This window comes from Halomonas cupida (genome assembly GCF_900142755.1).
GTDB classification, from domain to species: Bacteria; Pseudomonadota; Gammaproteobacteria; order Pseudomonadales; family Halomonadaceae; genus Halomonas; species Halomonas cupida.
Genome location: NZ_FRCA01000016.1, coordinates 28,369 through 50,750, shown reverse-complemented (window position 1 = coordinate 50,750; position 22,382 = coordinate 28,369). Strand labels below are relative to the sequence as shown.

Sequence of the window (22,382 nt, the reverse complement as noted above, 5' to 3'; positions counted from 1 at the left end):
GCTCACTCGCCCCCACCCTTGCGTGCGGCCATCCCGCGCGCTGGATTATAGGCCAGGATCGCCAGCCCAAGCAGTACTGCAGTGGTCGCCAGGGCTACCAACGTAGCGCTGACATTGAGCTGCTCATACATTGTGAAGCGAATCATTTCCACTGCATGGGTAAAAGGGTTCAAGGCAGCCACCTGGTAGACCAGGTAACTCCCCTCACGAATCCGCCACAGGGGATAAAGCGCCGAGGAGAGGAAGAACATCGGAAAGATCACGAAATTCATGATGCCGGCGAAGTTCTCCAACTGGCGCACGAATGACGACAGCAACATGCCCAGCGCCCCCACCATGAAACCCGTCACGATCAACGCTGGCAGGATCAGTACATAGCCCATCAATGGGGCCTGCACCCCGTAGAGGTAGGCAATTGCAAGGAACACATAGACCTGAACGATGGCCACCATAGTCCCGGCCAGCAGTTTGCAGATCAACAGGTACCAGCGCGGAAAGGGGCTGACCAGCAGCACACGCATGCTGCCCATCTCTCGGTCGTAGACCATCGACAGCGAGCTCTGCATGCCGTTGAAGAGCTGGATCATACCCACCAGCCCCGGCACGATATAGACCTCGTAGAGGATATAGGTCTGATAGGGTTCGGTCATGGCCACGCCCAATGCCATGCGAAAACCCGCAGCGAAGACGAACAGCCAGACCAATGGCCTGACCAGCGCAGCCACGAAGCGCGAGCGCTGATGCACGAAGCGCAGCAATTCACGACCAACCACGCCGCGAAGGCAGTGAGCATAAGCCACCAGGCTCATGACACCTCTCCATCCGTCAGCCGGTTGAAGGCGTCACCGATCGACTCGGACCGAGTCTGGACCATGACATCAGCGACACTGCCATCAGCGCAAATCTGCCCATGATCCAGCACTATCACACGATCTTCGGGATAGACTTCATCGATCAGATGGGTAGCCCAGAGTACTGCCACGCCCTGCTCGCGGCTCAACCGGTGAACATGTTCCACCAGGGTACGGCGAGAAGTGATGTCGAGGCCCACTGTTGGCTCGTCCAGCAGGAGGAGACGCGGCTCGTGCAGCAGGCCCCGTGCAATCTCCACGCGCCGCCGTTGCCCGCCGGACAGATGCCGCACTCGCAGCCGCAAGCTGTCCTGCATGTCGAGGCGGGTGAGCTGCTGCGCGGCTCGCCGACGAGCCTCTCCCGGCGTCATACCGTGCAGGGCGCCATGATAGGCGAGGTTCTGAGCAACCGTGAGGTCCTGATCCAGAGTGGGCTGCTGGAACACCACGCCCATCTGTGCATGGGCCTGGACCGATTCACGACGCAGGTCATGACCACCGACGTGAATCGTTCCCTGGCGATGGTCGTAGAGCCGCGTAATCAAGGAAAACAACGTGCTCTTGCCCGCACCATTGGGGCCAAGCAGCACCGCACACTCCCCCGCCTTCAGCTCGAAGGACACCGACTCGAGTATCGGCCGACCACTGTAGCTGAAGCTCAGGTCCTGCACATCGAGAACGGCAGACTCTTGTCGCTCGCCGGCAGTCGGCACATCACTGGCAGTAGACGGCGTTTCGCTGTTCTCATGAATCACGGTTCGACAATCACTCCCCAGGGGAAGCGTCCAACGGGAATCGAACGGATTGCTTCGAAGCCGTCAACGTCGATCACGGTAACGTCGCCACTGACCCCATTGGTGGTGTACAAGCGACTTTCATCAGCATTGAGTGCCAGATGCCAGACCCGCTGGCCCACCAGAATGTAGTCGAGGACTTCATAGGTTTGCTGGTCGATCATCGCGACTCGATTCGAAGGCCCCAACGCCACGAAGCCATAGCGGCCGTCCGAGGTCAGCGCCACCCCCACCGCCTGCACCGTTTCGCGTGGCACGCCCGGCACATCGAAGCGAATGGTGTGCTTGACGTCGAAGGTATCCTGCATATCGATGATCGACACAGTGGCACCGATCTCCGCCGATACCCAGGCCTCATTGCCCTCCTGGTTGAACTCGACATGCCGCGGGCGAGCGCCCATCAGGCGGTGGTAGACCGCCTCCATTTCGTTGAGGTCAATGATATGCGCCATGTTGGAGGTTTCACTGGTCGCGATCAGCCACTTTCCATCGGGACTGATACCCAGCCCCTCGGGCTCGATACCGACGGGAATCTCCGTGACCCGGGTACGCTCCTCGTAATCCAGTACCGAAACGATATTGTCATCCTCGTTCGAGACATAGACATAAGGTCGATGAGGGTCGACACGGATCACCTCGGGATCCTCGCCCGATGATTGGCTGCGTACCACCTTCAATGTCTCGAGATCGATCATGTCGATCGCCTCGTCGTCGCCCACTGCCACGAACAGCTCACTGCCATCGCTACTGAACGCCATGGCTCGTGGACGACGACCGACCTTGATGGTTTCCACCACCTCCAGCGTCGCGCCATCGATCACCGATACCGTATTGTCCTTTTCATTGGAGACGAATACCCGTTCGGCCTGAGCCGCCAGTGGTGACAGCCACAATGCGACAAGGACGCAACCCTGCACGACGCTCATCGGCATTCTCCGTGGGTGTGTCACAGAAGACTGCCTTGGTGACCATGCTAGAAACGACATTGAGATTCCCCTTCATCGGCGCCCAGAGAGTCCAGTGGAGTTCGCGGATGCAGATAGCCCTCCTGAGGCGATACCGAAGCCACCATGCGCGGTCCGGTGATCAGAATGGGCTGACGTAACTGGTGGTTCCAGGTACGGAAACTCACCGGCAGGCCCAGATAGCCCGCCAGTTCGAACTCGTCACTGAGCATGTAGTTGAGCACCTCATCGCGGGCCACAGAATCGGTTCTGGCGGATGACTCGCCCAGCGAACGCACCGCCAGCCAGGCGGCAAAGTCCCGAGGCGTCATCCAGCGATCGGCCTGTTCCTCGAAGCGACGCTGTAACTGTACGCCTCCCCAGGATTCATGGGCACGATGCCAGGCCGTCGCCTTCAGGCCCTGAGTGCCGGCCACCGGGCGAGGCAGCCATGTCTGGTAGGGAAAGTACTCGCCGAAGTAGTCGTTCTCATCAGCGATGACCAGCACATCGTGATCAGCGAAATCCTGCACGAACACGGGGATCTCGCGCTGGATAGCATGGAAACCACCCTCGGCCCGCCGCGACATGGGGTCGTGGGGCCACATCTTCTCGCCAACGACCTCCTGGCCAAAACGCTGGGCGGCTTCGCCAAGGGCCTCTGCCAGTAGGCGATCCTCATCGGTATTGCCGAAAACCAGCGCCCAGCGATCCCACTGCTTGTACCCCAGAAACTGCGCCAGCGCATCGGCCAGCATGCGCCGACTGGGCGTGGTGTGGAAAAGATTCGGATGACACGCCTCTCCGCGCAGCACATTGTCTGGCGCAGCGGCATTGAACACGACCCGGTCTTCCAGCGCCGGGATTTCCATCAGCGCCTCGAGGCCCTCGCGGGGCAAACCGCTGACGATCCATTCGGCGCCCTGGTCGAGCAGTTCCTGCAGTCCCTCTTCTACATCGCCCTCCCGCGGCATGATGACCTCGACGAACACGAACTCCTGGCCCAGAAACTGGCCAGCAGCATTGTTATCGTCGATGGCCAGCCGTGCACCCTGAACCCCCTCATCGTCAATCACGGGATCAAGCACCGACAGGGGCTCCCACTCTTCATCTCTCTCCAGCCCCAGATAGCCCACGGTGATGGTGTCGCGCGGCTGATCGGATTGCTGCGCCCCGGCATCGCTCGCCAGACCGAGTGTTGCCAGTGCCCCCAGCAACAGCACCCCCGCTGTCTGTTTTACTGTGCTCATGCCCTGGAAATTCGAGCCCAGAGAGTTCGGGCCCGTATTGTTCTGGGCTCTGCCGTCCTGACGTTCATGATCGACCATCTGCACACTGCCCCCACGTCCATGAGTGATCCTGTCGTGGATCACATTTCTGCCCTGATCGCGCCCACCATCCGACTCAACTCTTCCTCGAGTAGATACGGCTTCTCACATAACGCGGGCAGGGTGTTCTGGCGCATCTCGAAGGTCCGCTGTTCCCAGTGCAACTCCTGCTGCAGACGCTCGATATCACTAGCGCTGGCCTCTTCCGATGCCCGCATAACCTCCAGGTCATCCACCATCTCGGAGACGCGCTCCAGGCGACTGAGCTGACCTCTAGAGGCACTACGGATACGCTCGATAATGCGGCTACGCTCACCATTGACTCGGTCGAACAGGCCGGCAAACAGCAGGGTCAGTCGCCGCTCGCGCGCGGCTTGCGGACCGTTCGCTATCTGTTCGACGAACTCGTGGACGCGCTTGATGGCGTCGTCTCGAGACGTTTCACGAGAGGTTGCGAAGCGCACCACACGCCCCACTTCCTCGTCTTCCCACCACTGCTGGTCAAGTTCCTCCGGGGATGGCCCGGCCCACATGGTGCCCCAGGCCAGCTCAGGAATCAGGCGCTGCACACAGGGCCAATCGGGCGGCCCGGTCGCAGCACGCTGTGCCCGGGCGTCCGACAGACCCACGCCAAGCAGCATCAGTGTCACGACAAATCCCGGCCCCCAGGCGCGCAGGTCAATCATCATCGCTTCCCCCAGGAGATGTAGCAGGAAGGATCAGTTGGCCATGCCGATCGAGCAGCGGCACGCTGTAATCGGCCAGGATGGCATTGATGTCATCCTGGCGACGATCGATGAAATCATTGATGGTGTCTTTCCAGTGCGGTTCGCCTTGCCTCACTCCCATGGTAATGCGATAGGTGAGACGAGCATCGGTGCTGTCATCGACCAGAGGAATCACCTTGAGTGGAGGGTCCTGACGCGCGGCGAAATACCCGGCAATCGGCCCCCATAGCACCGCACCTTCGGTCACGCCCGAAGCGACATCCTCCACGGCATTCCTCGCGGGCGTTCTGACCCGCGTGTCTGTCTGCAAGACGTACCCTTCAATGCGGGCTCCGGCACGCCGCAGTGCCACAAGGGGGGGAGTCTCGGACACCACACCGATATGTCGACCCTGCAGGGCCGCGTCGTCCAGAGAGGTCACCTCGAAAGGTGAGTCCTGAGGAACTACCAGCGAGTAGACCGAGCGGTAATAATCACTGGTGTTCTGCACGAAACCGTATCCGGCCACCACACCGATGATCACATCACAGACGCGTAGTTGCAGGGTGTTGCGCACGAAGCCCATGACCTGAGGCGCCCACACGTACCTCAGTTCCAGGTCCAGATCCTCGGCCATCAACTCGGCGATACGATTCTCGAAACCCTCACCCTGCTCGTTGGTAAACGGCAGGTTGTTGCCGTCGGCGCAGACACGCAATTGATTGCGCTCCGTCAGTTCCGGCACATCGGCACTGACCTTGCCGGAAAGGCCAACCAACCAGACGGCAAGGAAGCCCAACAGCAGGAAACCGCAACGCTGTGCATTACCCCACATGAACTTACTCCACCAAGGACACCAGGTGTTGTCACCCCTGTGGCGACACCATCACTCGTCATCGCTTCTGGATTCTCCCTCGGACGTCTCCTCCATGACCTCGGGGCGCCCTCGCTCGAGGTCCTCGGCGGCTCGCGCCTTTAGATAACTATAGATATTCTCGAGGTTATTCATCACATTTGGATCATCAGCGAATGCCGGCATGACCAGGCCGGGCTGTATCTCCATTCCTCCAGCAACCGTCCCTGCAAAGTCGGCGAACGTTCGACTCTTCACCCTTTCCTTCAGACTCGGAGCGAACGATGAACCCATTCCATCGGGGCCATGACAAGCCTGACAGACTCGGGAATAGGTAAGGTATCCATCGTAGGTGCCTTGATCGACCTTGCCGTCGACGATGGTATAGCCCCCTGCCTCGGAGCCCTCATTGGCAGCCTCCTTGTCACCTTCAGCCTCCTGTCCCTGTTCGTGCTTGCCACTGGAAGCGTCCTCAGCCTGCGCCATCGTTATCCCGCCTGCCGCAAACAGCATTCCCATGCCAGCTGCTCCCATAACACCTGCTCCAATAACACCAAGGGTCACGATAACCAGCCAACGCGAAATCACGGTCACAATCATTCCAGGCACCTTACTCGCTATGTCGAGCTCCCCGCCCTGGCACTTGCGCCGGGCTACGCTCGATGTTCGATATCAGGGTGATGGCCCAGGGCTGGGCCCGAGTCATGGCACAGGGCTATCTCCTGTGCCATGAGTGATGGTGCGGTAACGATGGATGTTGCCTGACGGGACATCAGGCGTCCGGCAATGCAAACACCGTCAGGATACCGCCCAGTTCGGTGTAGTCCTTGAGAGCGGCGAACGCACTGACTGCGCCCAGCCCCTCTTCAGGATCCTGTAGTCCGGCCGCCAGACCGATACCCGCCCAGCCGCCAACGCCGGACAGTACCGCAATGTACTGCTTGCCTTGATGCTGGAATGTATTGATGTTGCCGATGACTCCGGAGGGTGTCTTGAAGCGCCACAACTCCTCGCCAGTCTCGATATTCACCGCTTTCACATAACCTTCCAGTGTGCCGTAGAAAGCCAGGTCACCAGCCGTGGCCAGAGCACCACTCCACACCGCGAAGCGTTCATCGGTCTTCCAGACGACCTCACCGGCAGCCGGATCCCAGGCGATGAAGCTGCCCATACGGCCTTCCATGTCTCCTTCCTGGAGAGGAGCCGGCATCATGGTCAGAGTGGCGCCGACATAGGGCTGACCAGCAACGTATTCGGTCTCGAAGGGTTCATAGTTCATGCAGATGCGATTGATACCGGCATAGATCAGACCGGTTTCGGGGGAATAGGCGCTTGGCTGCATGTTCTTGGCGCCCATGGCGGTGGGGCAGATGTCGGTGGTATTGACATCGACCCCTTGTCGGAAGGTGCTGAACTCCTCGTTGACCACCGGGCGCCCGGTCTCCATATCGTAGCTGTCCGCCCAGTTGGTCTCCGGGGCGAACTTCTCGGCCACCAGCAACTCACCGCTCTCACGATCAAGCAGGAAGCCAAAGCCGGTGCGGTCGATGATCGCCAGGCCCTTGCGCTGCTCGCCCTCGAATTCGACATCAATCAACTGGTTCTCGTTGACGCCATCATAGTCCCATTCGTCGAAGGGCACTTTCTGATAGACCCATTTCACCTCGCCGGTATTGGGGTCTCGGGCGAATACCGTAATCGCCCACTTGTTGTCAGCAGGTTCACCGTCGATGGTGCGCTGCTCCGGATTCCAGGTGCCGGGGTTACCAGTACCGTAGTAGATCAGGTCCAGCTCCGGGTCGTAGGTAACCCAGCCCCAGGGGGCACCGCCACCGCGCTCCCACTCACCCTCTGGCCAGGTCGACACACCCAGGTCCGCTTCACCGATCGGCTCGCCCAGCATGGTGGTGGTCTCGGGGTCGATCAATACCTCTTCATCAGGACCATTGGAATAGCCACGCCACTCCATTTCACCGGTCTCGACGTTATAGGCTGTCATATGGCCGCGGACACCGAACTCGCCACCACTGATCCCCATGATCACCTTGTCATGAACCACCAGCGGCGACATGGTGTTGGACTCGCCCTTGGTGTGATCGCCGTTACTGACTTCCCACAGCTTTTCACCCGTTTCAGCGTCCAGCGCGACCAGGGTGTTGTCGGCCTGCCCCAGGAAGAGACGCCCATCCGCATAGGCGAGGCCACGATTGACGGTGTCGCAACACATCACCGGAATGACACGTGAGTCCTGGTCAGGCTCATAGCTCCAGACAACGCGACCATCGTCCTCCAGATCCAGGGCAAAGACCTTGTTGGGAAATGGAGTGTGGATATACAAACGACCGTCGCCAACATAAAGCGGACCACCTTCATGACCACGCAGCACGCCCGTGGAGAACTGCCACTGCGCGCGCAGGTCGGCCACGTTATCGCGATTGATCTGGTCCAGAAGGCTGTAGCGATTTCCTTGATAGTTGCCGAGCTGTGTAGCCCAGAGTTCTGGGTTTTCCTGCAACTCAAGCTGATTCTGATTGGCGTGGACTGCCGTCACGGTTAGAAGCCCTATCGCCGCTATTGTGCAACTTATCTCCCGTAGCATGGCATTGTCTCCAGTGTTCTGAATCACTTTTCAGTGCTCTGAATTACAGTGCCCCGTGCCCGGTTCACTGCTTGTAGTTATTTGACTTACTGCCAGTGCACTAGAAGGTCTAGCACAAGATGGGACCTTGCGTAGGAGTGGTTGGAGCGATTCAGACATATCCGGCAGACAAAAGACTATTGCTCCTGAGCAACAATGATCAGGGACTCATCCAGGCAATATGACAAGAATCTGTCAATGAATTCATTTCCAAGGTTTTTATCGAAAATTTCCGATGGATAACCTGTTGCCTTGACCTCCCCTGGACAAGGCACTAAGACTTAGGTTGAAAGGCAAGTCTGTTTCAGAGTGCTGTACTACTCAGAAGGATTGCCGAACCCGGCATGCCATGAGGAGAATGTCTATGTGGATCAAACCGGCTTATACCGACCTGCGTCTTGGCTTTGAGGTCACTCTCTACATTGCCAATCGCTGATTGTCAGTCGCCCGCAAGACGCTCCGAAACTCGGGGCGTCTTGCGTTGGTGATGAAGGAAAGGTGATGAAGGAAAGAGCAAGATGGATGGCAATGGATTTCCAACAAGGATGACAAGGCATGCATGTCCTGGTACTGGGGTCGGCAGCGGGAGGAGGTTTTCCACAATGGAACTGCAACTGCCATAACTGTCATGGTCTGCGCCATGGCGAGATAAAGGCGCGGGCACGCAGCCAGTCCTCGATCGCCATCAGCAGTGACGGCGAACGCTGGCTACTGTGTAATGCCTCACCGGATATCCGAGCCCAGATTGCGGCCAATCACGAGCTGCACCCCAGACACGGACCTCGCGACACGGGAATCGCAGGCGTCCTGCTGGTCGACGGCCAGATCGATCACGTTACAGGGCTGCTGTCTCTGCGCGAGGGTTGTCCGCTGGATGTCTGGTGTACCCCCAATGTGCATCAGGATCTGAGCACCGGCTTTCCACTCTTCCCCATGCTGGAGCACTGGCAAGGAGGGTTGCGCTGGCAGCCGATCGGCGTCGACGCTGACCACTCCACAGCGCGTTTTACAGTCCCCCCCTGTCCTGGTCTGGTGTTCACCGCCGTTGCCTTGACCAGCAATGCACCTCCCTATTCGCCACGCCGTGGTGCTCCCACCGCAGGCGACAATATCGGCCTGTATATCGAGGATACCGTGAAAGGTACCTCGCTCTTCTATGCACCGGGACTGGGAGAATTCGATGATCCGCTACGCGCCAGGTTGGCTGACGCCGACAGCGTGTTGGTTGACGGTACCCTGTGGCATGACGACGAACTTCCCCGCGCGGGGGTCGGACAAGCCACCGGCCGAGATATGGGGCACCTGGCGCTGTCAGCCCCCCAGGGACTGTTGAGTGAACTGGATGCCTTGCCTCGCTCGACGCGACGTATCCTAATTCATATCAACAACACCAATCCGATTCTCGACGAAGCGTCAGCCCAACGGGCCGAGCTGGAAGCCAAAGGAATCGACGTGGCCTATGACGGCATGCGTCTTGAGGTGTAATCACTGTCACAGGCCAGTCATCACTTCCCAGGGCTCACGCTGGTCCAATCACCCTGTTCCAGTTATTAATCCGGCATTCTTCCATGTTGGGTTAATGGCGGCACAGGGACGTGCCGCCATCGGCCATTAGGCCGATGCGAGACCGCACCACACCAGCAGATCCGCCCATCTGCGCCAGTGTGGTGCGGACGAAAATCAAATCGGTCAGGATGAGCTATTTGATTCCCATGTTAATAGTGACGGCAATCGCAGCGCTCAACTCGGGAGACCTTCACCATGCCCTCGCTTACACCTCCATTCACGACACCCTCCCCCTTCGATACCGGGAAAGAAGGTCAGACACTCGACCAGGCGGCATTCCGCGCCGCCTTGCTGGCCAAGGGCGACTATTACCATATCCACCATCCCTATCAGATCGACATGGCGGAAGGCCGCGCGACTCCCGAGCAGATCCGCGGCTGGGTGGCCAACCGCTTCTACTACCAGGTAATGATTCCGCAGAAGGACGCCGCGCTGCTGGCCAACTGCCCAGATACCGCCACCCGCCGTCGCTGGGTCCAGCGCCTACTCGACCATGACGGCCACGGTGACGACACGGGCGGTATCGAGGCCTGGCTTACACTGGGAGAAGCCGTGGGCCTGACGCGCGACGAACTGTGGTCTCAGGAGTACGTACTGCCGGGAGTCCGTTTCGCAGTGGATGCCTATATCAACTTCGTGCGACGGGCCGATTGGCGTGAGGCGGCGATATCCTCGCTCACCGAGCTGTTCGCTCCCCAGGCACATCAGAGTCGCCTGGCCACCTGGCCCGAACACTACCCATGGATCAATGAGGCAGGCTATACGTACTTCCGTAAACGGCTGGGCGAGGCACGTCGCGACGTCGAGCATGGCCTTGAACTGGCGCTGGCAATCTGCACTACCTGGTCCGCACAACAGCGAGCACTGGAGATTCTGCAGTTCAAGCTCGATGTACTGTGGAGCATGCTTGATGCCATGACCCTGGCCTATCAGCTCGATCGTCCGCCCTATCACACCGTTACCCAACAGCGCGTCTATCACCGGGGGTTGGCATGAGCGAGGCAATCGATAGATCGACCGTCTACCGACTACGTCCGGGTTGGCGCCTGCAATGGGAAGAAGCTCAACAATGTCACGTACTGCTCTATCCTGAAGGTATGGTGCAACTCAATGAAAGTGCTGGCGCCATTCTGACGTTGCTCGACGGCAAACGTGACGTCGCCGCACTGCTTGCCGAGCTTGAGCGCCGTTACCCTCAGGCACCCGTTCAGGAACTTGCCCAGGACGTGGAGGAGTTTCTGCACGATGCCTCCAACCAGGGGTGGATCCACCATGGCTGAACGTCCTGTCGCACAAGGTCCCGCCTCGCCAGGCCGCCCCCTATGGCTACTGGCCGAGCTGACCTATCGCTGTCCACTGCAGTGTTCGTATTGCTCCAACCCACTGGATTTCGCCGCTCAGCACAACGAGCTCAGCACCGACGAATGGATCGATGCGATGCGCCAGGCTCGTGCCATGGGGGCAGTGCAACTGGGCTTCTCCGGCGGAGAGCCATTGGTCCGCCAGGACCTCGAGACACTGGTCACAGAAGCCCGCAAACTGGGTTTCTACACCAACCTGATCACTTCGGCACTGGGTCTCAACGAGACACGTATCGGGGCCCTGCGCGAGGCTGGCCTCGACCATATCCAGATCAGCCTGCAGGCTGGTGACGCCGACGTCGCCGCGGCGGTGGCCGGCTCGCCCAAGGCCCATGCGAAGAAGCTGGCCATGGCCCGTGCGGTCAAGGCAGCCGGCTACCCGATGGTGCTCAACGTCGTTCTGCACCGCCACAACATCGACGACATCGATGCCATTATTGCGCTCTGCGATGACCTCGGTGCCGATGCCGTCGAACTCGCCAATTGTCAGCTCTATGGCTGGGCGCATCTCAACCGCACCGGCCTGCTGCCGAGTCGCGAACAGCTCGAGGCCGCCGAGGCCACCACTCAGCGCTGGCGTGAGGCACTAGCTGTCCGAGGTCGCGATATGCGCCTGCTGTTCGTGGTACCGGATTATTACGCTGAGCGACCCAAGGCCTGCATGGGGGGTTGGGGAGCCATCTTCATGACCGTCGCCCCGGATGGCACGGTTCTGCCGTGCCACAGCGCGCGGATCCTGCCGATGACATTTCCGTCAGTGCGGGAGCAGTCACTGGAGACGATCTGGTACGAAAGCTTCGCCTTCAACCGCTTCCGCGGCGACGCCTGGATGCCGTCGCCATGCCGCGATTGCGATGAGCGCCATCAGGACTTCGGCGGGTGCCGCTGCCAGGCATACCTGCTGACCGGGGACCCTACGGCCACTGACCCGGTCTGCGCGCTATCGCCCGATCACTCGCTGATCGAGGCTACCCGTGAAGAGGCCGCTGCTGACCGACGTTCGGCCCACGAGCTGACACCACGTAATACCCACGAATCGAAGGTGTTCTGCCGTGCATGAATGACTGCGAACTTCAGGATCTCGACGATGATCTGTGTCAGGCGGCTCTGCCTGCCGATGGGCTCAGTGATCTGCGAGCCAATGAGGCTGGAGCCTTCTGGCTGGCGGCCGACCCGACAACCGGACGGCGACGACTCTGGCACTGGGTGAACGATCGAGCTCGCCCTCTGACACCGCCCGAACTGGACGTGACCAGCCGCGTCAATGGCTATGGTGGGGGTGCCCATGCATACCTCGACGGCACCGTGATCTTCGTTGCCGATGACACACAGAGGCTCTACCGTCAGTCGCTGACAGAGGAAGAACCCCGCCTCTGGTGGTCACTACCCGATACCCGTTATGGAGGACTGACCGCCGACCCCCGGCGCCAGCGTCTACTGGCTGTCGAGGAGCAGGGGAGCGCGCGAAAGGCAACACAACGCCTAGTCGCGCTGAGCGACAACGAGCGTACCGTACTGTCCGAAGGGGCCGATTTCCATGGTGCCCCTGCACTCTCAGCGAATGGGAAGCGGCTGGCGTGGGTAGAATGGGCATTCCCCCATATGCCATGGCAACGCGCGCACCTTGTCATCGCCGATCTCGATCCCGACGGTCATATCCTGCACCAGCATGTCTGGGATGGCGGCGGTGCGGTGACCCAGCCCTGTTTCTCCGGCGATGGAAACCTGGTGGTCATCAGCGATCACTGCGGCTGGTGGCAGCCCTACCTCATCGAAGGTGACAACGCCTATCCACTCGGTGAGCACCCAGCCGACCATGTCCCCACCCCCTGGCAACTCGGCGAATGTCATCACCTGTGGCCTGATCGTCACACAGGTCTGCTGCTGCGTTTCCATGAAGGCGCCGCGCAGACGGTGCAGGTCGATGGTCTCGGGCACGAACATCATCGGCTATTGTCCGATGCCACGCGAGTGATAGGTCTGGCGACGGCTGAGGGATGGCTGTATGCCATAACCCAGGGGCCGAGTCATGCCGCACGCCTCGCCCGCGTGAGTCTGAGCACTGGCCATCAGCAGACACTCCATGCACTACCGACTCCAGACGATGCCCCGCCACCGACCTACATCAGCGCCCCACTGCCCGGTGACGAACATGTCACGGCATTTGTCTATCTTCCCGGCGCCACCGATGACGTGCTTCCGCCACTGATCATGCGTGTGCATGGTGGCCCTACCGCCGCATGCTATCCGGTGTTCGACCCATTGATTCGTTGGTGGGTACGCCAGGGGTACGCCGTAGTAGACCTCAACCCACGCGGGAGCGGTAACTTCGGGCGGGCCTTTCGCGAACGCCTCGCCGGTCAGTGGGGCCGGCTGGACGTCGAAGATGCAATTGCCATGGCCGACGAACTGGTGGCCCGCCGCCTCGTCGACCCAGGGCGCCTGTTTCTGCGCGGCCAGAGCGCCGGCGGCTTCACGGTGCTCAATACCCTGGCGAGCACGCGACGCTTCTGTGCTGGCGCCAGTCTCTACGGCGTCACCGATGCGCAGCGTCTGGCGTCCATGACCCACCGTTTTGAATCGAAGTACCTTGATTGGTTACTGGGCGATGATCGAGTCAGGCAAGAGGCCAGCCCGATCAATCGGCTCAACGACTTCTCCGCCCCGATCATCTTCTTCCAGGGGGGCCTGGATGCGGTGGTACTCCCCGACCAGACGTTGTCCATGGCCAGAGCCTTGCGTCAGCGGCAAATCAAGGCCGAGGTCGTACTGTTTCCCGATGAAGGCCATGGCATCCGTCACCCGAGCAACCGACAGCGCCTGATCGCACGTGAACTGGCCTTTTTCGCCGCTCAGGGTGGGAAGGTCTCATGAACACTCCTCCCGAGCTCGCTCTCCTCCCGTTCACGGACCTGCCAACGGGTAGTCGCCTCGCCGAGCGCCACCTCGACAATGGGGCTCGCCTGGTGGCCATCGAGGTTCCCACTGCGCGTCAGGTACGCCTGGTCGCGGCGATCGGAGCCGGTGCTCTCGATGAGCCCACAACCCATCTCGGGCTGGCCCACCTGCTCGAACACTCACTTTTTCTGGGGTCGGACTGCCACCCCCAACCCGGCGACTTCGCCGCGTGGGTCGGCGCTCAGGGCGGGCGCTACAACGCCCACACCGACGAAGCCGTCACCGATATCCACCTGACTCTGCCCCCCGACACAGCAGAAGCCGGGCTCGATCGCCTGCTGGATATCGTGTTCCGTCCCCAACTGGCCCGGAACAATATCACTCACGAAATCAACGTTATCGAGGCCGAATTCCAGGCACGTCTGGCCGATCCGGCATTACATCGCCAGGCTGCGCTATCCCGCCTCTACCTTCCTTCACATCCCGCCCACCACAATCACCATGGTTGCCGTCGGAGTCTCGGCGCCGACCTGGACCAGCTCCACAAGGCTCTCGTTCACTTCCACGCCAGCCATTATCGCGCCGAGCGCCTGAGCCTGGTGATGCTCGGCCCCCAGCCACTGGAACGCCAACTGGAGCAGATGACCACCGCTGCGTGTTCCATTGCAGGTGGCGCCGAGCGCCTGGCCGAGCGCAGCTGGCGCTGGTCACCGCCGGCCCGGGTACAGTGGTGTCTACCTCTCGGTTGCGCGCCTGGCAAGCCAACCCTCGAGCTCTTGTGGCCACTACCTGTCACGCTGACAGCAATGCAGCGGCTGGCCTATGAACACCTGGCCCGCGCCCTGGGCAACGGCGAACTGGCCACCACTCTGCAGCAGCACACGGCAATTACCGAGCTCACGGCCCGCCTGGTACCGGAGGCCAACCCCTCCACCCTGTCGCTATCGCTGACACTGACGCCAACCGGTCATCGACAAGTCGAGACCGTCCTGGCCACCTGCCAGACACACATACGACATCTGGCCAAACGCCTCGCCACCGCTCCATCGCCCCTCCAGTCGCCCGACGTCACCCAGCACGACCTCGACACCTGGCCAAGAACTCTGGCCTGTCGCCTTGCCGTCAGCCAGTCTACGCACCAGCCCCCGGCAACAGATGAGTCGAATATCGAAGCGATGGAACAACTGGTCGCCTGGCTGGATAGCGAACCCTGCCGAGTGCTCGAGCAGTCATCCCAGTCGACGATGATGAACGACCTCGTGCCGGAAACTCGGACGCCCTTTCGCCACTGCCCTCCGAGTGAGCACACCAGCATGCCCTGGCCGCCTCGAACACCGCCGTACGTTGCAGAGCGCAAGTTGCTGGACGACGCCAGTTCACCGGCACCGGGCCTGATCGAAGACAACGATGCATTCACCCTATGGTGGGGTGGTGGGCCTCCAGTCGCCGATGCCTTCTACGGCCTGGCCTGGCGGGCACCGGTGACCGGGCAGCCCGAACGACTGGCCCGGTGGCAGCAATCCACACTGTCTCTGCGCCAGACGAGCGCCCCACGCCTGGTCATGACGCTGGGCTGCGATGCCCACAGTGACTGGCTGTGGGTTCGAGGCGAGGCTTCACGGCTCGAATCCTGTCTTACCCAGGCACTGGCTGCCTGGCTCTCTTGCACCAGCACCGAACCCGAAACACCAACGGCGTCAGGCGGGCTGATTGCCCAGCGCCTGTTGGCTTGTCTGGAAACCCAGCCACCTCCTGTTCAAGCCGCTGACTCACGCCCTCTGGCATGGGTCGGCGGCACTCCAGGTGCTACCGAAGCCCTTGCCAGTTGTCAGCGCCTGATGGCTCAACTCCCGAAGACCAGCCCTGTGCCCTCGACCGAGGTCTATCCTCCTTGCCCACTGCCGACATGCGGCAATATCGCAACAAGCCCCACCCACTGGCTCGCGTCCCAGGGAGATGACCAGGCACTGATGCTACAGATCGACGCCCCCGACGACAGTCCGACGAGCCAGGCACTCTTTCAGTTGCTGGCCCAGTGCCACGACGCAGCCTTCCAACAGGAACTGCGTCAACGTCGAGGCCTGGGCTATGTGGCAGCAGTGCGCTATCGCGAGGCCCATGGCTGGCCCCGTCTGGGCTATGTGGTGCAGTCACCTCATGCCGACATCACGACGCTGCGCGATGCTGTGTGTGACTTTCTGAATGCCCATTGCCTGGCCCTGGCACAGTTGGATGTCAGCCGCTTCGCCTCGCGGAGAGCCAGCCTGTCAGCTCAATGGGGTCCTCCGGAAGTCCACACCGAAGCACTATCGCGAACCTGGCAGGCCCTACGTCGAAGGAAGGGTCTCCTGGCACCCTGGGAAACCCAGCGCCAGGCACTGACAGACCTGACGCCCGGCAAGCTGGCCGCCATCGCCAACGCCCTGGTGACAGGTGCGCTACCGGTACTATGGTGGGCCCACTCGCCATCATCCCCAGGTGTCACAGACAGCGCCTGATGGCTCCAGAGAGCGGCGTACAACACGCGTGGTGTTCCAGAGCCCTGATCCCATACGCCCGAGCCGCGCCCCACAGACCGTGTGTATGACACCGGAAAGCAGGTTGGTTTGCCACTCCTGGCTCAGCGCTTCGCTTGAATTCTCTCTCCCCCGCCCGCATCTCCTTGCCAACTGCATTCTGACGAGGGAGTTCATCCCCTCGAAAGTCACCGGGAAGTCATTTCCCTCAAGGAGAATTCTCCATGACCACAATCGTATCCGTGCGCCGTGGCGACCAGGTCGCGCTGGCCGGTGATGGCCAGGTGTCGCTGGGCAATACCGTGATGAAGGGCAACGCCAGCAAGGTGCGCCGCCTGTATCACGGGCAGGTATTGGCCGGATTTGCCGGCGGCACGGCAGACGCCTTCACGCTGTTCGAGCGCTTCGAGGCACAGCTCGAGAAGTATCAAGGCAATCTGGTGAAGGCTGCAGTGGAGCTGGCCAAGGACTGGCGTACTGACCGTGCCCTGCGTCGCCTGGAAGCCCTGCTTGCCGTCGCCGACAGCAAGGCATCGCTGATCATCACCGGCAATGGCGACGTGGTGGAACCGGAGCGCGGCATCATCGCCATCGGCTCGGGCGGCAACTTCGCCCTGGCGTCCGCACGCGCCCTGCTCGAGAACACCGACCTCAGCGCCCGCGAGATTACCGAGAAGTCGTTGGAAATTGCCGGCGACATCTGCGTGTTCACCAACCACAACGTGACGCTGGAAGAGCTCTGATCATGACCCAGATGACGCCCCGTGAAATCGTCCATGCGCTGGACCAGTACATCGTCGGCCAGCAGGACGCCAAGCGTGCTGTGGCCATCGCCCTGCGTAACCGCTGGCGCCGCATGCAGCTCGATGGAGAGCTGCGTCAGGAAGTCACCCCCAAGAACATTCTGATGATCGGCCCAACCGGCGTCGGCAAGACCGAGATCGCTCGTCGTCTGGCCAAGCTGGCCAGGGCCCCATTCATCAAGGTCGAAGCCACCAAGTTCACCGAGGTGGGCTATGTGGGACGCGATGTCGAATCAATCATCCGCGACCTGACCGAAGCTGCCATCAAACTGGTACGCGAACAGGCCAAGACCGAGGTCGGTCACCGCGCCGAGGACGCCGCCGAGGATCGCGTTCTCGATGCGCTGCTGCCGCCACCGCGTGGCCAGGAGAACGAACCTCGCGAGGACTCATCCACCCGCCAGATGTTCCGCAAGAAACTGCGTGAAGGTCAGTTGGACGACAAGGAGATCGAGATCGAGGTCTCGGCCCAGGGACCCAACATCGATATCCAGACGCCTCCCGGCATGGAGGAGATGACTCAGCAACTGTCCAGCCTGTTCTCCGGTATGGGCCGTGGCAAGACCGAAACCCGCAAGGTCTCGGTACGCGAGGCCCTGACACTGCTGCGCGACGAGGAAGCCGGCAAGCTGGTCAACGAGGATGACATCAAGTCTCGCGCCGTCGAGGCCGTCGAGCAGAACGGCATCGTGTTCCTCGACGAGATCGACAAGGTCGCCAAGGGCAGCGGACAGTCCAGCGGCGGAGAGGTATCCCGCGAAGGCGTTCAGCGCGACCTGCTGCCACTGATCGAAGGCTCCACCGTGTCGACCAAGTACGGCATGGTCAAGACCGACCATATTCTGTTCATCGCCTCCGGCGCCTTCCACCTGTCACGCCCCTCGGACCTGATCCCCGAACTTCAGGGACGTCTGCCGATTCGTGTCGAGCTGTCAGCACTGACGCCGGATGACTTCAAGCGCATCCTGACCGAGCCGTCCTCGGCGCTGACTCGTCAGTACCAGGCATTGCTGGCGACTGATGGCCTGGAAGTCGAGTTCACTGACGATGGCATCGAGCGCATTGCCGAGATTGCCTACAACGTCAACGAAGGCACCGAGAATATCGGCGCACGCCGTCTGCATACGGTAATGGAACGCCTGCTCGAGGAAGCCTCGTTCAAGGGCTCCGATGTCGGCAGCCCGCTGCTGATCGACCGTGCCTACGTCGATTCACAGCTCGGCGAACTGGCCATGGACGAGGATCTCTCGAGGTATATCCTCTAGGGGTAACCCGCAAAAGAGCTGCGAGCACCGAGTCGCGAGCGACGAGCTGTCCAATGCCGCTCGCTGGGTCACAGACAAGAGCCTTCAAAGGGCGAGGCTCGGGGCCGCTCGTAGCTCGTAGCTCGTAGCTCGTAGCTCGTAGCTCAAAGGAGTTTTCCATGAGTGCCCCCGTTCCGACCCGAGTTCACTACCACCGCAAGGCCAGAGAGCTTGAGATAGGCTATGCCGATGGCAACAGCCACCGCCTGCCGGTGGAATACCTGCGCGTATACTCACCTTCGGCAGAAGTCCGTGGCCATGGTGGAGAAAGTGCCACGCTGCAGGTCGGCAAGAAACATGTCGGTCTACTCGATATCAGCCAGGCCGGTCGCTATGCCCTCAAGCTGCATTTCGACGATGGCCACGACAGTGGGCTCTATAGCTGGGAATACCTGTACGCATTGATTCGTGACTACGATGCCAACTGGGCAGACTATCTCCAGCGCCTTGAAGACGCAGGCGCTTCGCGGGAAGCATTGGGGATCGAGATCAAACAGTTGTAGAGCGGTAAGCGGTGAGTCTCGAGCGGCGAGCAGTTCAGTGCCATCCCAGCTCCGAGACACGAGCTTCGAGCTGCGAGCAGATCAGTGCCGAACCGGAAACTCTGTGCATTTCTTCAGGTTCGGGGTTCAGCTCGAGCGTAGCGTGCTCGTAGCTCGTGGCTGTGGCGCTCGTCACTCCGACCACCGCCGGATCAAAGACAATTCCTCCCCTGCAAGGCTACAATAGCTCCCATTGCGGCCAGGCCGCCTCTTCCAGCGACAGCTCAGGAGTTCCATGGACAAGCGCACCACTCATTTCGGATTTCAGGACGTGCCGGTTGAGGAAAAGGCCTCCCGCGTAGCGGATGTCTTCCACTCCGTGGCCGCCCGCTATGACGTCATGAATGACCTGATGTCCTTCGGTATCCACCGCCTGTGGAAACGTCTGACCATCGAACGCGCCGGTGTGCGCCCGGGCCACACGGTACTGGATATCGCTGGCGGCACTGGAGACCTGGCCCTCAAGTTCTCACGCATCGTCGGCCCATCCGGCAAGGTCGTTCTCGCTGACATCAATGCCTCGATGCTCAATGTCGGTCGCGACAAGCTGATCGACAACGGCGCCGGTGGCAATGTCGAGTATGTGCAGGCCAATGCCGAGTGCCTGCCGTTTCCCGACAATACCTTCGACTGCATCACCATCGCCTTCGGTCTACGTAACGTGACCGACAAGGACAAGGCGCTGGCCTCGATGGCACGTATTCTCAAACCGGGCGGACGCCTGTTGGTGCTCGAGTTCTCCAAGCCGAACAACCCGCTGTTGAGCAAGGCCTATGACGAGTATTCGTTCCGCCTGCTGCCACGTATGGGGGAGATGGTCGCAGGTGATGCCGACAGCTACCGCTATCTCGCCGAGTCCATCCGCATGCACCCGGACCAGCAGACACTCAAGGCAATGATGGAGACGGCTGGCCTCGAACGCGTCGAGTTCACCAACCTTACTGGTGGTATCGTCGCCCTGCATCGCGGCATCAAGCTGTGAGGGCGTCATGGCATTGATTCCGACCCTGGTGCTGGCCGGCATCGAAAAGACCCTCAACTCTCTGCTGTCCCGCGATCCTGCTGCACCATCCCGGCTGCGCAGGCTGGCTGGCCAGCGTATTCTGCTGCACTTGGAGTCCCCGTCCGTGGCGCTGGTCATCGCCTACCATCACCAGGGCATCGATCTGATGCTGGCGGAGAGCCTGGCGGATCAGGACTACGACGCGGTCGTCGAGATCGACGCCGAGGCTCTCGGTGCTCTGGCCAGCGGCACCGATATGGAACGTCTGATGTTCGAGGGCCGCCTGGCGGTGCGCGGACGGATCCAGTTGCTCGAGGCCACGCGAGACCTGCTGCTGGACCTTGATCTCGACTGGGAAGCAGAGATGGCACACTGGCTCGGGGACACCCCCGCCCACCAACTGGCCGAAGGCCTGCGTGGCCTCTCGCGCTGGGGAATCCGCACCCAACGCGAACTGCGCGCCGATGTCTCGGAATATGTCTTCGAGGAAGCACGTTGGCTGCCGGGCCGTCAGCAGTTCGAGTCGCTGCGTGACCTGCTGATTGACCTTGAGCAGGCCACGGACCGAGTCGAAGCTCGACTGACGCGCCTGAATCGTCTGCTTGAGCCGGAGGAGAGCGAGTCCTGATGATACTTCGCCCTCTGCGCATCCTGTGGGTCATCACCCGCTATCGTCTCGATACCCTGCTACCGCTGGACAGGCTGCCCTGGCCGGTTCGCCAGTTCTTCCGCTGGTCACCACTACGTTTGATTCCCACCGGTGACCGCTCGCGAGGAGAACGGCTGCGCCTGTCACTGGAAGCCCTCGGCCCGATCTTCGTCAAGTTCGGCCAGATGCTCTCCACTCGACGCGACCTGTTCCCCGGCGATATCGCCGACGAGCTCAAGCGACTGCAGGATCAGGTGCCTCCCTTCCCCGGTGAGCAGGCCGAGCAGTTGGTCGAAGAATCGCTGGGAATGCCTCTGACCGAGGCATTCGCAGAATTCTCTCGTGAGCCATTGGCCTCGGCCTCGATTGCTCAGGTACACGCAGCCACCCTGCCGGATGGCCGCGATGTGGTGGTCAAGGTCATTCGCCCCGGCATCCATCGCGTCATGCGTCAGGACATGTCGCTGATGTACCTGCTGGCACGGGCACTGCAGTGCATTCCCGAAGCTCGGCGCCTGCACCCGGTGGAAGTGGTTCGTGACTATGAGGTCACCCTGTTCGACGAGCTCGACCTCACCAAGGAGGCCGCCAACACCTCGCAACTGAAGCGCAACTTCGATCGCTCACCGCTGCTGTATGTGCCTGCCATTCACTGGGAACTGACTCGCCAGCGTGTCATGGTGCAGGAGCGCATTCACGGCGTGCCGGTGGCCGATATCGATGCCCTGAAGGCCCAGAACACCGATCTCAAGCGCCTCGCCGAACGCGGTGTGGAAATCTTCTTCACCCAGGTGTTCCGCGACAATTTCTTCCACGCCGATATGCATCCGGGCAATATCTTTGTCGCCCGGGAGAATCCCCAGGATCCGCAGTACATCGCCATCGACTGTGGCATCGTCGGCAGTCTGACCCGCGAGGATCAGGATTATCTGGCGCGTAACCTGCTGGCCTTCTTCCATCAGGACTACTATGAGGTAGCGGCTCTGCATATCGAGTCCGGCTGGGTCGCCGAGGATACTCGTGCCAACGAGTTTGCCGCGGCGGTACGTACGGTCTGTGAACCTATCCTCGAGAAGCCACTCAAGGACATCTCTTTCGGCCAGGTGCTGCTGGGGCTGTTCCAGACCGCGCGCCGCTTCAATATGGAAGTGCAGCCGCAGCTGGTGTTGCTGCAGAAGACACTGCTCAACATCGAAGGACTGGGACGGCAGCTGTACCCGGATCTCGACCTGTGGTCGACGGCCAAGCCGTATCTCGAGCGCTGGATGAAGGAGCGGGCTGGTGCCCACGGTCTGTGGGAATCCTTCAAGCGCCAGGCTCCGGAACTGACTCGCCAGTTACCGGAGTTACCGGTGCTGGCACATCGCGCCCTGTCCCAGACCGAGAAACGCGGCCAGCAGCTCGACGATCAGACCAGAGCTCTGAGCGGTGTCCAGACGCATCTGCGCCGACAGGCACGCCGCTCCCGGCGCACGCGTATCGGCCTGGCACTGGTCGCCGTGGCACTGGCCTGGCAGCCACTGGCCAACTGGTTCGATGGCCAACCCTGGCAGATTCTGCTGGCAGCCGCGGTAGGCGCCCTGCTGCTGATCTGGAACTGACCGACTGCAATGGAATCTTAACCA

The 22,382-nt window shown here is 61.0% G+C and carries 21 protein-coding genes; 13 read left to right on the top strand and 8 right to left on the bottom strand.

Features of this window, described 5'->3' with window-relative positions; translation table 11 throughout:
* Window positions 1–2 precede the first annotated feature (2 nt).
* The 8 genes from BUE38_RS20520 to BUE38_RS20485 all read right to left on the bottom strand — a co-directional run bounded on the left by BUE38_RS20520 (window position 3) and on the right by BUE38_RS20485 (window position 8,028).
* Window positions 3–809, bottom strand: coding sequence for an ABC transporter permease (locus BUE38_RS20520; protein ID WP_073437107.1), 807 nt, complete (start codon window positions 807–809; stop codon window positions 3–5).
* Window positions 806–1,606 (bottom strand): ATP-binding cassette domain-containing protein, encoded by an 801-nt coding sequence (locus BUE38_RS20515; protein ID WP_234987128.1) that lies wholly within the window; start codon window positions 1,604–1,606, stop codon window positions 806–808. The genes BUE38_RS20520 and BUE38_RS20515 overlap by 4 nt, the downstream gene beginning before the upstream one ends.
* Window positions 1,603–2,571 carry a PQQ-dependent catabolism-associated beta-propeller protein gene (locus BUE38_RS20510; protein WP_143166416.1) on the bottom strand — a complete coding sequence of 323 codons (969 nt, stop codon included), beginning with the start codon at window positions 2,569–2,571 and terminating at the stop codon, window positions 1,603–1,605. The genes BUE38_RS20515 and BUE38_RS20510 overlap by 4 nt, the downstream gene beginning before the upstream one ends.
* A 47-nt stretch (window positions 2,572–2,618) precedes the next feature.
* Window positions 2,619–3,839 (bottom strand): ABC transporter substrate-binding protein, encoded by a 1,221-nt coding sequence (locus tag BUE38_RS20505; protein WP_073437133.1) that lies wholly within the window; start codon window positions 3,837–3,839, stop codon window positions 2,619–2,621.
* Window positions 3,840–3,958: 119 nt separating this feature from the next.
* Window positions 3,959–4,606, bottom strand: a complete 648-nt coding sequence (locus tag BUE38_RS20500; protein ID WP_143166415.1) for a hypothetical protein — start codon at window positions 4,604–4,606, stop codon at window positions 3,959–3,961.
* On the bottom strand, window positions 4,596–5,459 hold the full coding sequence (locus BUE38_RS20495; RefSeq protein WP_073437104.1) for a quinoprotein dehydrogenase-associated putative ABC transporter substrate-binding protein: 864 nt from the start codon (window positions 5,457–5,459) through the stop codon (window positions 4,596–4,598). Before BUE38_RS20495 ends, BUE38_RS20500 begins: the two co-directional genes overlap by 11 nt.
* 51 nt (window positions 5,460–5,510) lie before the next feature.
* A complete protein-coding gene (locus BUE38_RS20490; RefSeq protein WP_084542071.1) occupies window positions 5,511–6,077 on the bottom strand; it encodes a c-type cytochrome in 567 nt (188 codons plus the stop codon).
* 172 nt (window positions 6,078–6,249) lie between these two features.
* Complete coding sequence (locus BUE38_RS20485) at window positions 6,250–8,028, bottom strand: methanol/ethanol family PQQ-dependent dehydrogenase (RefSeq protein ID WP_304363407.1); 1,779 nt, start codon at window positions 8,026–8,028, stop codon at window positions 6,250–6,252.
* 451 nt (window positions 8,029–8,479) lie between these two features.
* Here BUE38_RS20485 and pqqA point away from each other — a divergent pair, with 451 nt between their 5' ends.
* From pqqA to ubiB, 13 genes are all read left to right on the top strand, one after another.
* A complete protein-coding gene (pqqA, locus tag BUE38_RS20480; protein WP_143166418.1) occupies window positions 8,480–8,551 on the top strand; it encodes a pyrroloquinoline quinone precursor peptide PqqA in 72 nt (23 codons plus the stop codon).
* Window positions 8,552–8,670: 119 nt separating this feature from the next.
* Window positions 8,671–9,600 (top strand): pyrroloquinoline quinone biosynthesis protein PqqB, encoded by a 930-nt coding sequence (pqqB, locus tag BUE38_RS20475; protein ID WP_073437102.1) that lies wholly within the window; start codon window positions 8,671–8,673, stop codon window positions 9,598–9,600.
* Between the two features lie 276 nt (window positions 9,601–9,876).
* On the top strand, window positions 9,877–10,677 hold the full coding sequence (pqqC, locus tag BUE38_RS20470; RefSeq protein ID WP_073437101.1) for a pyrroloquinoline-quinone synthase PqqC: 801 nt from the start codon (window positions 9,877–9,879) through the stop codon (window positions 10,675–10,677).
* Window positions 10,674–10,961: a pyrroloquinoline quinone biosynthesis peptide chaperone PqqD gene (gene pqqD / locus BUE38_RS20465; protein ID WP_073437100.1), complete on the top strand. Its 288-nt coding sequence runs from the start codon at window positions 10,674–10,676 to the stop codon at window positions 10,959–10,961. Before pqqC ends, pqqD begins: the two co-directional genes overlap by 4 nt.
* Entirely contained in the window at window positions 10,954–12,102 is a 1,149-nt protein-coding gene (pqqE, locus tag BUE38_RS20460; protein ID WP_073437099.1) for a pyrroloquinoline quinone biosynthesis protein PqqE, read from the top strand. Before pqqD ends, pqqE begins: the two co-directional genes overlap by 8 nt.
* The gene (locus BUE38_RS20455; RefSeq protein WP_073437098.1) at window positions 12,099–13,916 is read left to right on the top strand and encodes a prolyl oligopeptidase family serine peptidase; all 1,818 of its coding nucleotides are present in this window, start codon (window positions 12,099–12,101) and stop codon (window positions 13,914–13,916) included. The genes pqqE and BUE38_RS20455 overlap by 4 nt, the downstream gene beginning before the upstream one ends.
* A complete protein-coding gene (locus BUE38_RS20450; protein WP_073437097.1) occupies window positions 13,913–16,438 on the top strand; it encodes an insulinase family protein in 2,526 nt (841 codons plus the stop codon). Before BUE38_RS20455 ends, BUE38_RS20450 begins: the two co-directional genes overlap by 4 nt.
* 242 nt (window positions 16,439–16,680) lie before the next feature.
* Complete coding sequence (hslV, locus tag BUE38_RS20445; RefSeq protein WP_073437096.1) at window positions 16,681–17,199, top strand: ATP-dependent protease subunit HslV; 519 nt, start codon at window positions 16,681–16,683, stop codon at window positions 17,197–17,199.
* A gap of 2 nt (window positions 17,200–17,201) precedes the next feature.
* Window positions 17,202–18,524, top strand: a complete 1,323-nt coding sequence (hslU, locus tag BUE38_RS20440; RefSeq protein WP_073437095.1) for an ATP-dependent protease ATPase subunit HslU — start codon at window positions 17,202–17,204, stop codon at window positions 18,522–18,524.
* 158 nt (window positions 18,525–18,682) lie between these two features.
* On the top strand, window positions 18,683–19,066 hold the full coding sequence (locus tag BUE38_RS20435) for a gamma-butyrobetaine hydroxylase family protein (RefSeq protein WP_073437094.1): 384 nt from the start codon (window positions 18,683–18,685) through the stop codon (window positions 19,064–19,066).
* A 274-nt stretch (window positions 19,067–19,340) separates the two neighbouring features.
* Window positions 19,341–20,087 carry a bifunctional demethylmenaquinone methyltransferase/2-methoxy-6-polyprenyl-1,4-benzoquinol methylase UbiE gene (gene ubiE / locus BUE38_RS20430; RefSeq protein ID WP_073437093.1) on the top strand — a complete coding sequence of 249 codons (747 nt, stop codon included), beginning with the start codon at window positions 19,341–19,343 and terminating at the stop codon, window positions 20,085–20,087.
* Between the two features lie 7 nt (window positions 20,088–20,094).
* Window positions 20,095–20,736 carry a ubiquinone biosynthesis accessory factor UbiJ gene (locus BUE38_RS20425; RefSeq protein WP_073437092.1) on the top strand — a complete coding sequence of 214 codons (642 nt, stop codon included), beginning with the start codon at window positions 20,095–20,097 and terminating at the stop codon, window positions 20,734–20,736.
* Complete coding sequence (gene ubiB / locus BUE38_RS20420) at window positions 20,736–22,358, top strand: ubiquinone biosynthesis regulatory protein kinase UbiB (RefSeq protein WP_073437091.1); 1,623 nt, start codon at window positions 20,736–20,738, stop codon at window positions 22,356–22,358. Before BUE38_RS20425 ends, ubiB begins: the two co-directional genes overlap by 1 nt.
* The last annotated feature ends 24 nt before the right edge of the window (window positions 22,359–22,382 follow it).

Excerpts from the sequence above, each read along its gene's own strand:
- BUE38_RS20435 (WP_073437094.1), top strand. The coding sequence starts at position 18,683 with ATGAGTGCCCCCGTTCCGACCCGAGTTCACTACCACCGCAAGGCCAGA.
- BUE38_RS20500 (WP_143166415.1), bottom strand. The coding sequence starts at position 4,606 with ATGATGATTGACCTGCGCGCCTGGGGGCCGGGATTTGTCGTGACACTG.
- BUE38_RS20510 (WP_143166416.1), bottom strand. The coding sequence starts at position 2,571 with ATGAGCGTCGTGCAGGGTTGCGTCCTTGTCGCATTGTGGCTGTCACCA.
- BUE38_RS20425 (WP_073437092.1), top strand. The coding sequence starts at position 20,095 with ATGGCATTGATTCCGACCCTGGTGCTGGCCGGCATCGAAAAGACCCTC.
- ubiB (WP_073437091.1), top strand. The coding sequence starts at position 20,736 with ATGATACTTCGCCCTCTGCGCATCCTGTGGGTCATCACCCGCTATCGT.
- BUE38_RS20520 (WP_073437107.1), bottom strand. The coding sequence starts at position 809 with ATGAGCCTGGTGGCTTATGCTCACTGCCTTCGCGGCGTGGTTGGTCGT.
- pqqD (WP_073437100.1), top strand. The coding sequence starts at position 10,674 with ATGAGCGAGGCAATCGATAGATCGACCGTCTACCGACTACGTCCGGGT.
- BUE38_RS20490 (WP_084542071.1), bottom strand. The coding sequence starts at position 6,077 with ATGATTGTGACCGTGATTTCGCGTTGGCTGGTTATCGTGACCCTTGGT.
- pqqC (WP_073437101.1), top strand. The coding sequence starts at position 9,877 with ATGCCCTCGCTTACACCTCCATTCACGACACCCTCCCCCTTCGATACC.
- hslU (WP_073437095.1), top strand. The coding sequence starts at position 17,202 with ATGACCCAGATGACGCCCCGTGAAATCGTCCATGCGCTGGACCAGTAC.
- BUE38_RS20495 (WP_073437104.1), bottom strand. The coding sequence starts at position 5,459 with ATGTGGGGTAATGCACAGCGTTGCGGTTTCCTGCTGTTGGGCTTCCTT.
- pqqE (WP_073437099.1), top strand. The coding sequence starts at position 10,954 with ATGGCTGAACGTCCTGTCGCACAAGGTCCCGCCTCGCCAGGCCGCCCC.
- hslV (WP_073437096.1), top strand. The coding sequence starts at position 16,681 with ATGACCACAATCGTATCCGTGCGCCGTGGCGACCAGGTCGCGCTGGCC.
- BUE38_RS20455 (WP_073437098.1), top strand. The coding sequence starts at position 12,099 with ATGAATGACTGCGAACTTCAGGATCTCGACGATGATCTGTGTCAGGCG.
- pqqB (WP_073437102.1), top strand. The coding sequence starts at position 8,671 with ATGCATGTCCTGGTACTGGGGTCGGCAGCGGGAGGAGGTTTTCCACAA.
- BUE38_RS20450 (WP_073437097.1), top strand. The coding sequence starts at position 13,913 with ATGAACACTCCTCCCGAGCTCGCTCTCCTCCCGTTCACGGACCTGCCA.
- BUE38_RS20505 (WP_073437133.1), bottom strand. The coding sequence starts at position 3,839 with ATGAGCACAGTAAAACAGACAGCGGGGGTGCTGTTGCTGGGGGCACTG.
- ubiE (WP_073437093.1), top strand. The coding sequence starts at position 19,341 with ATGGACAAGCGCACCACTCATTTCGGATTTCAGGACGTGCCGGTTGAG.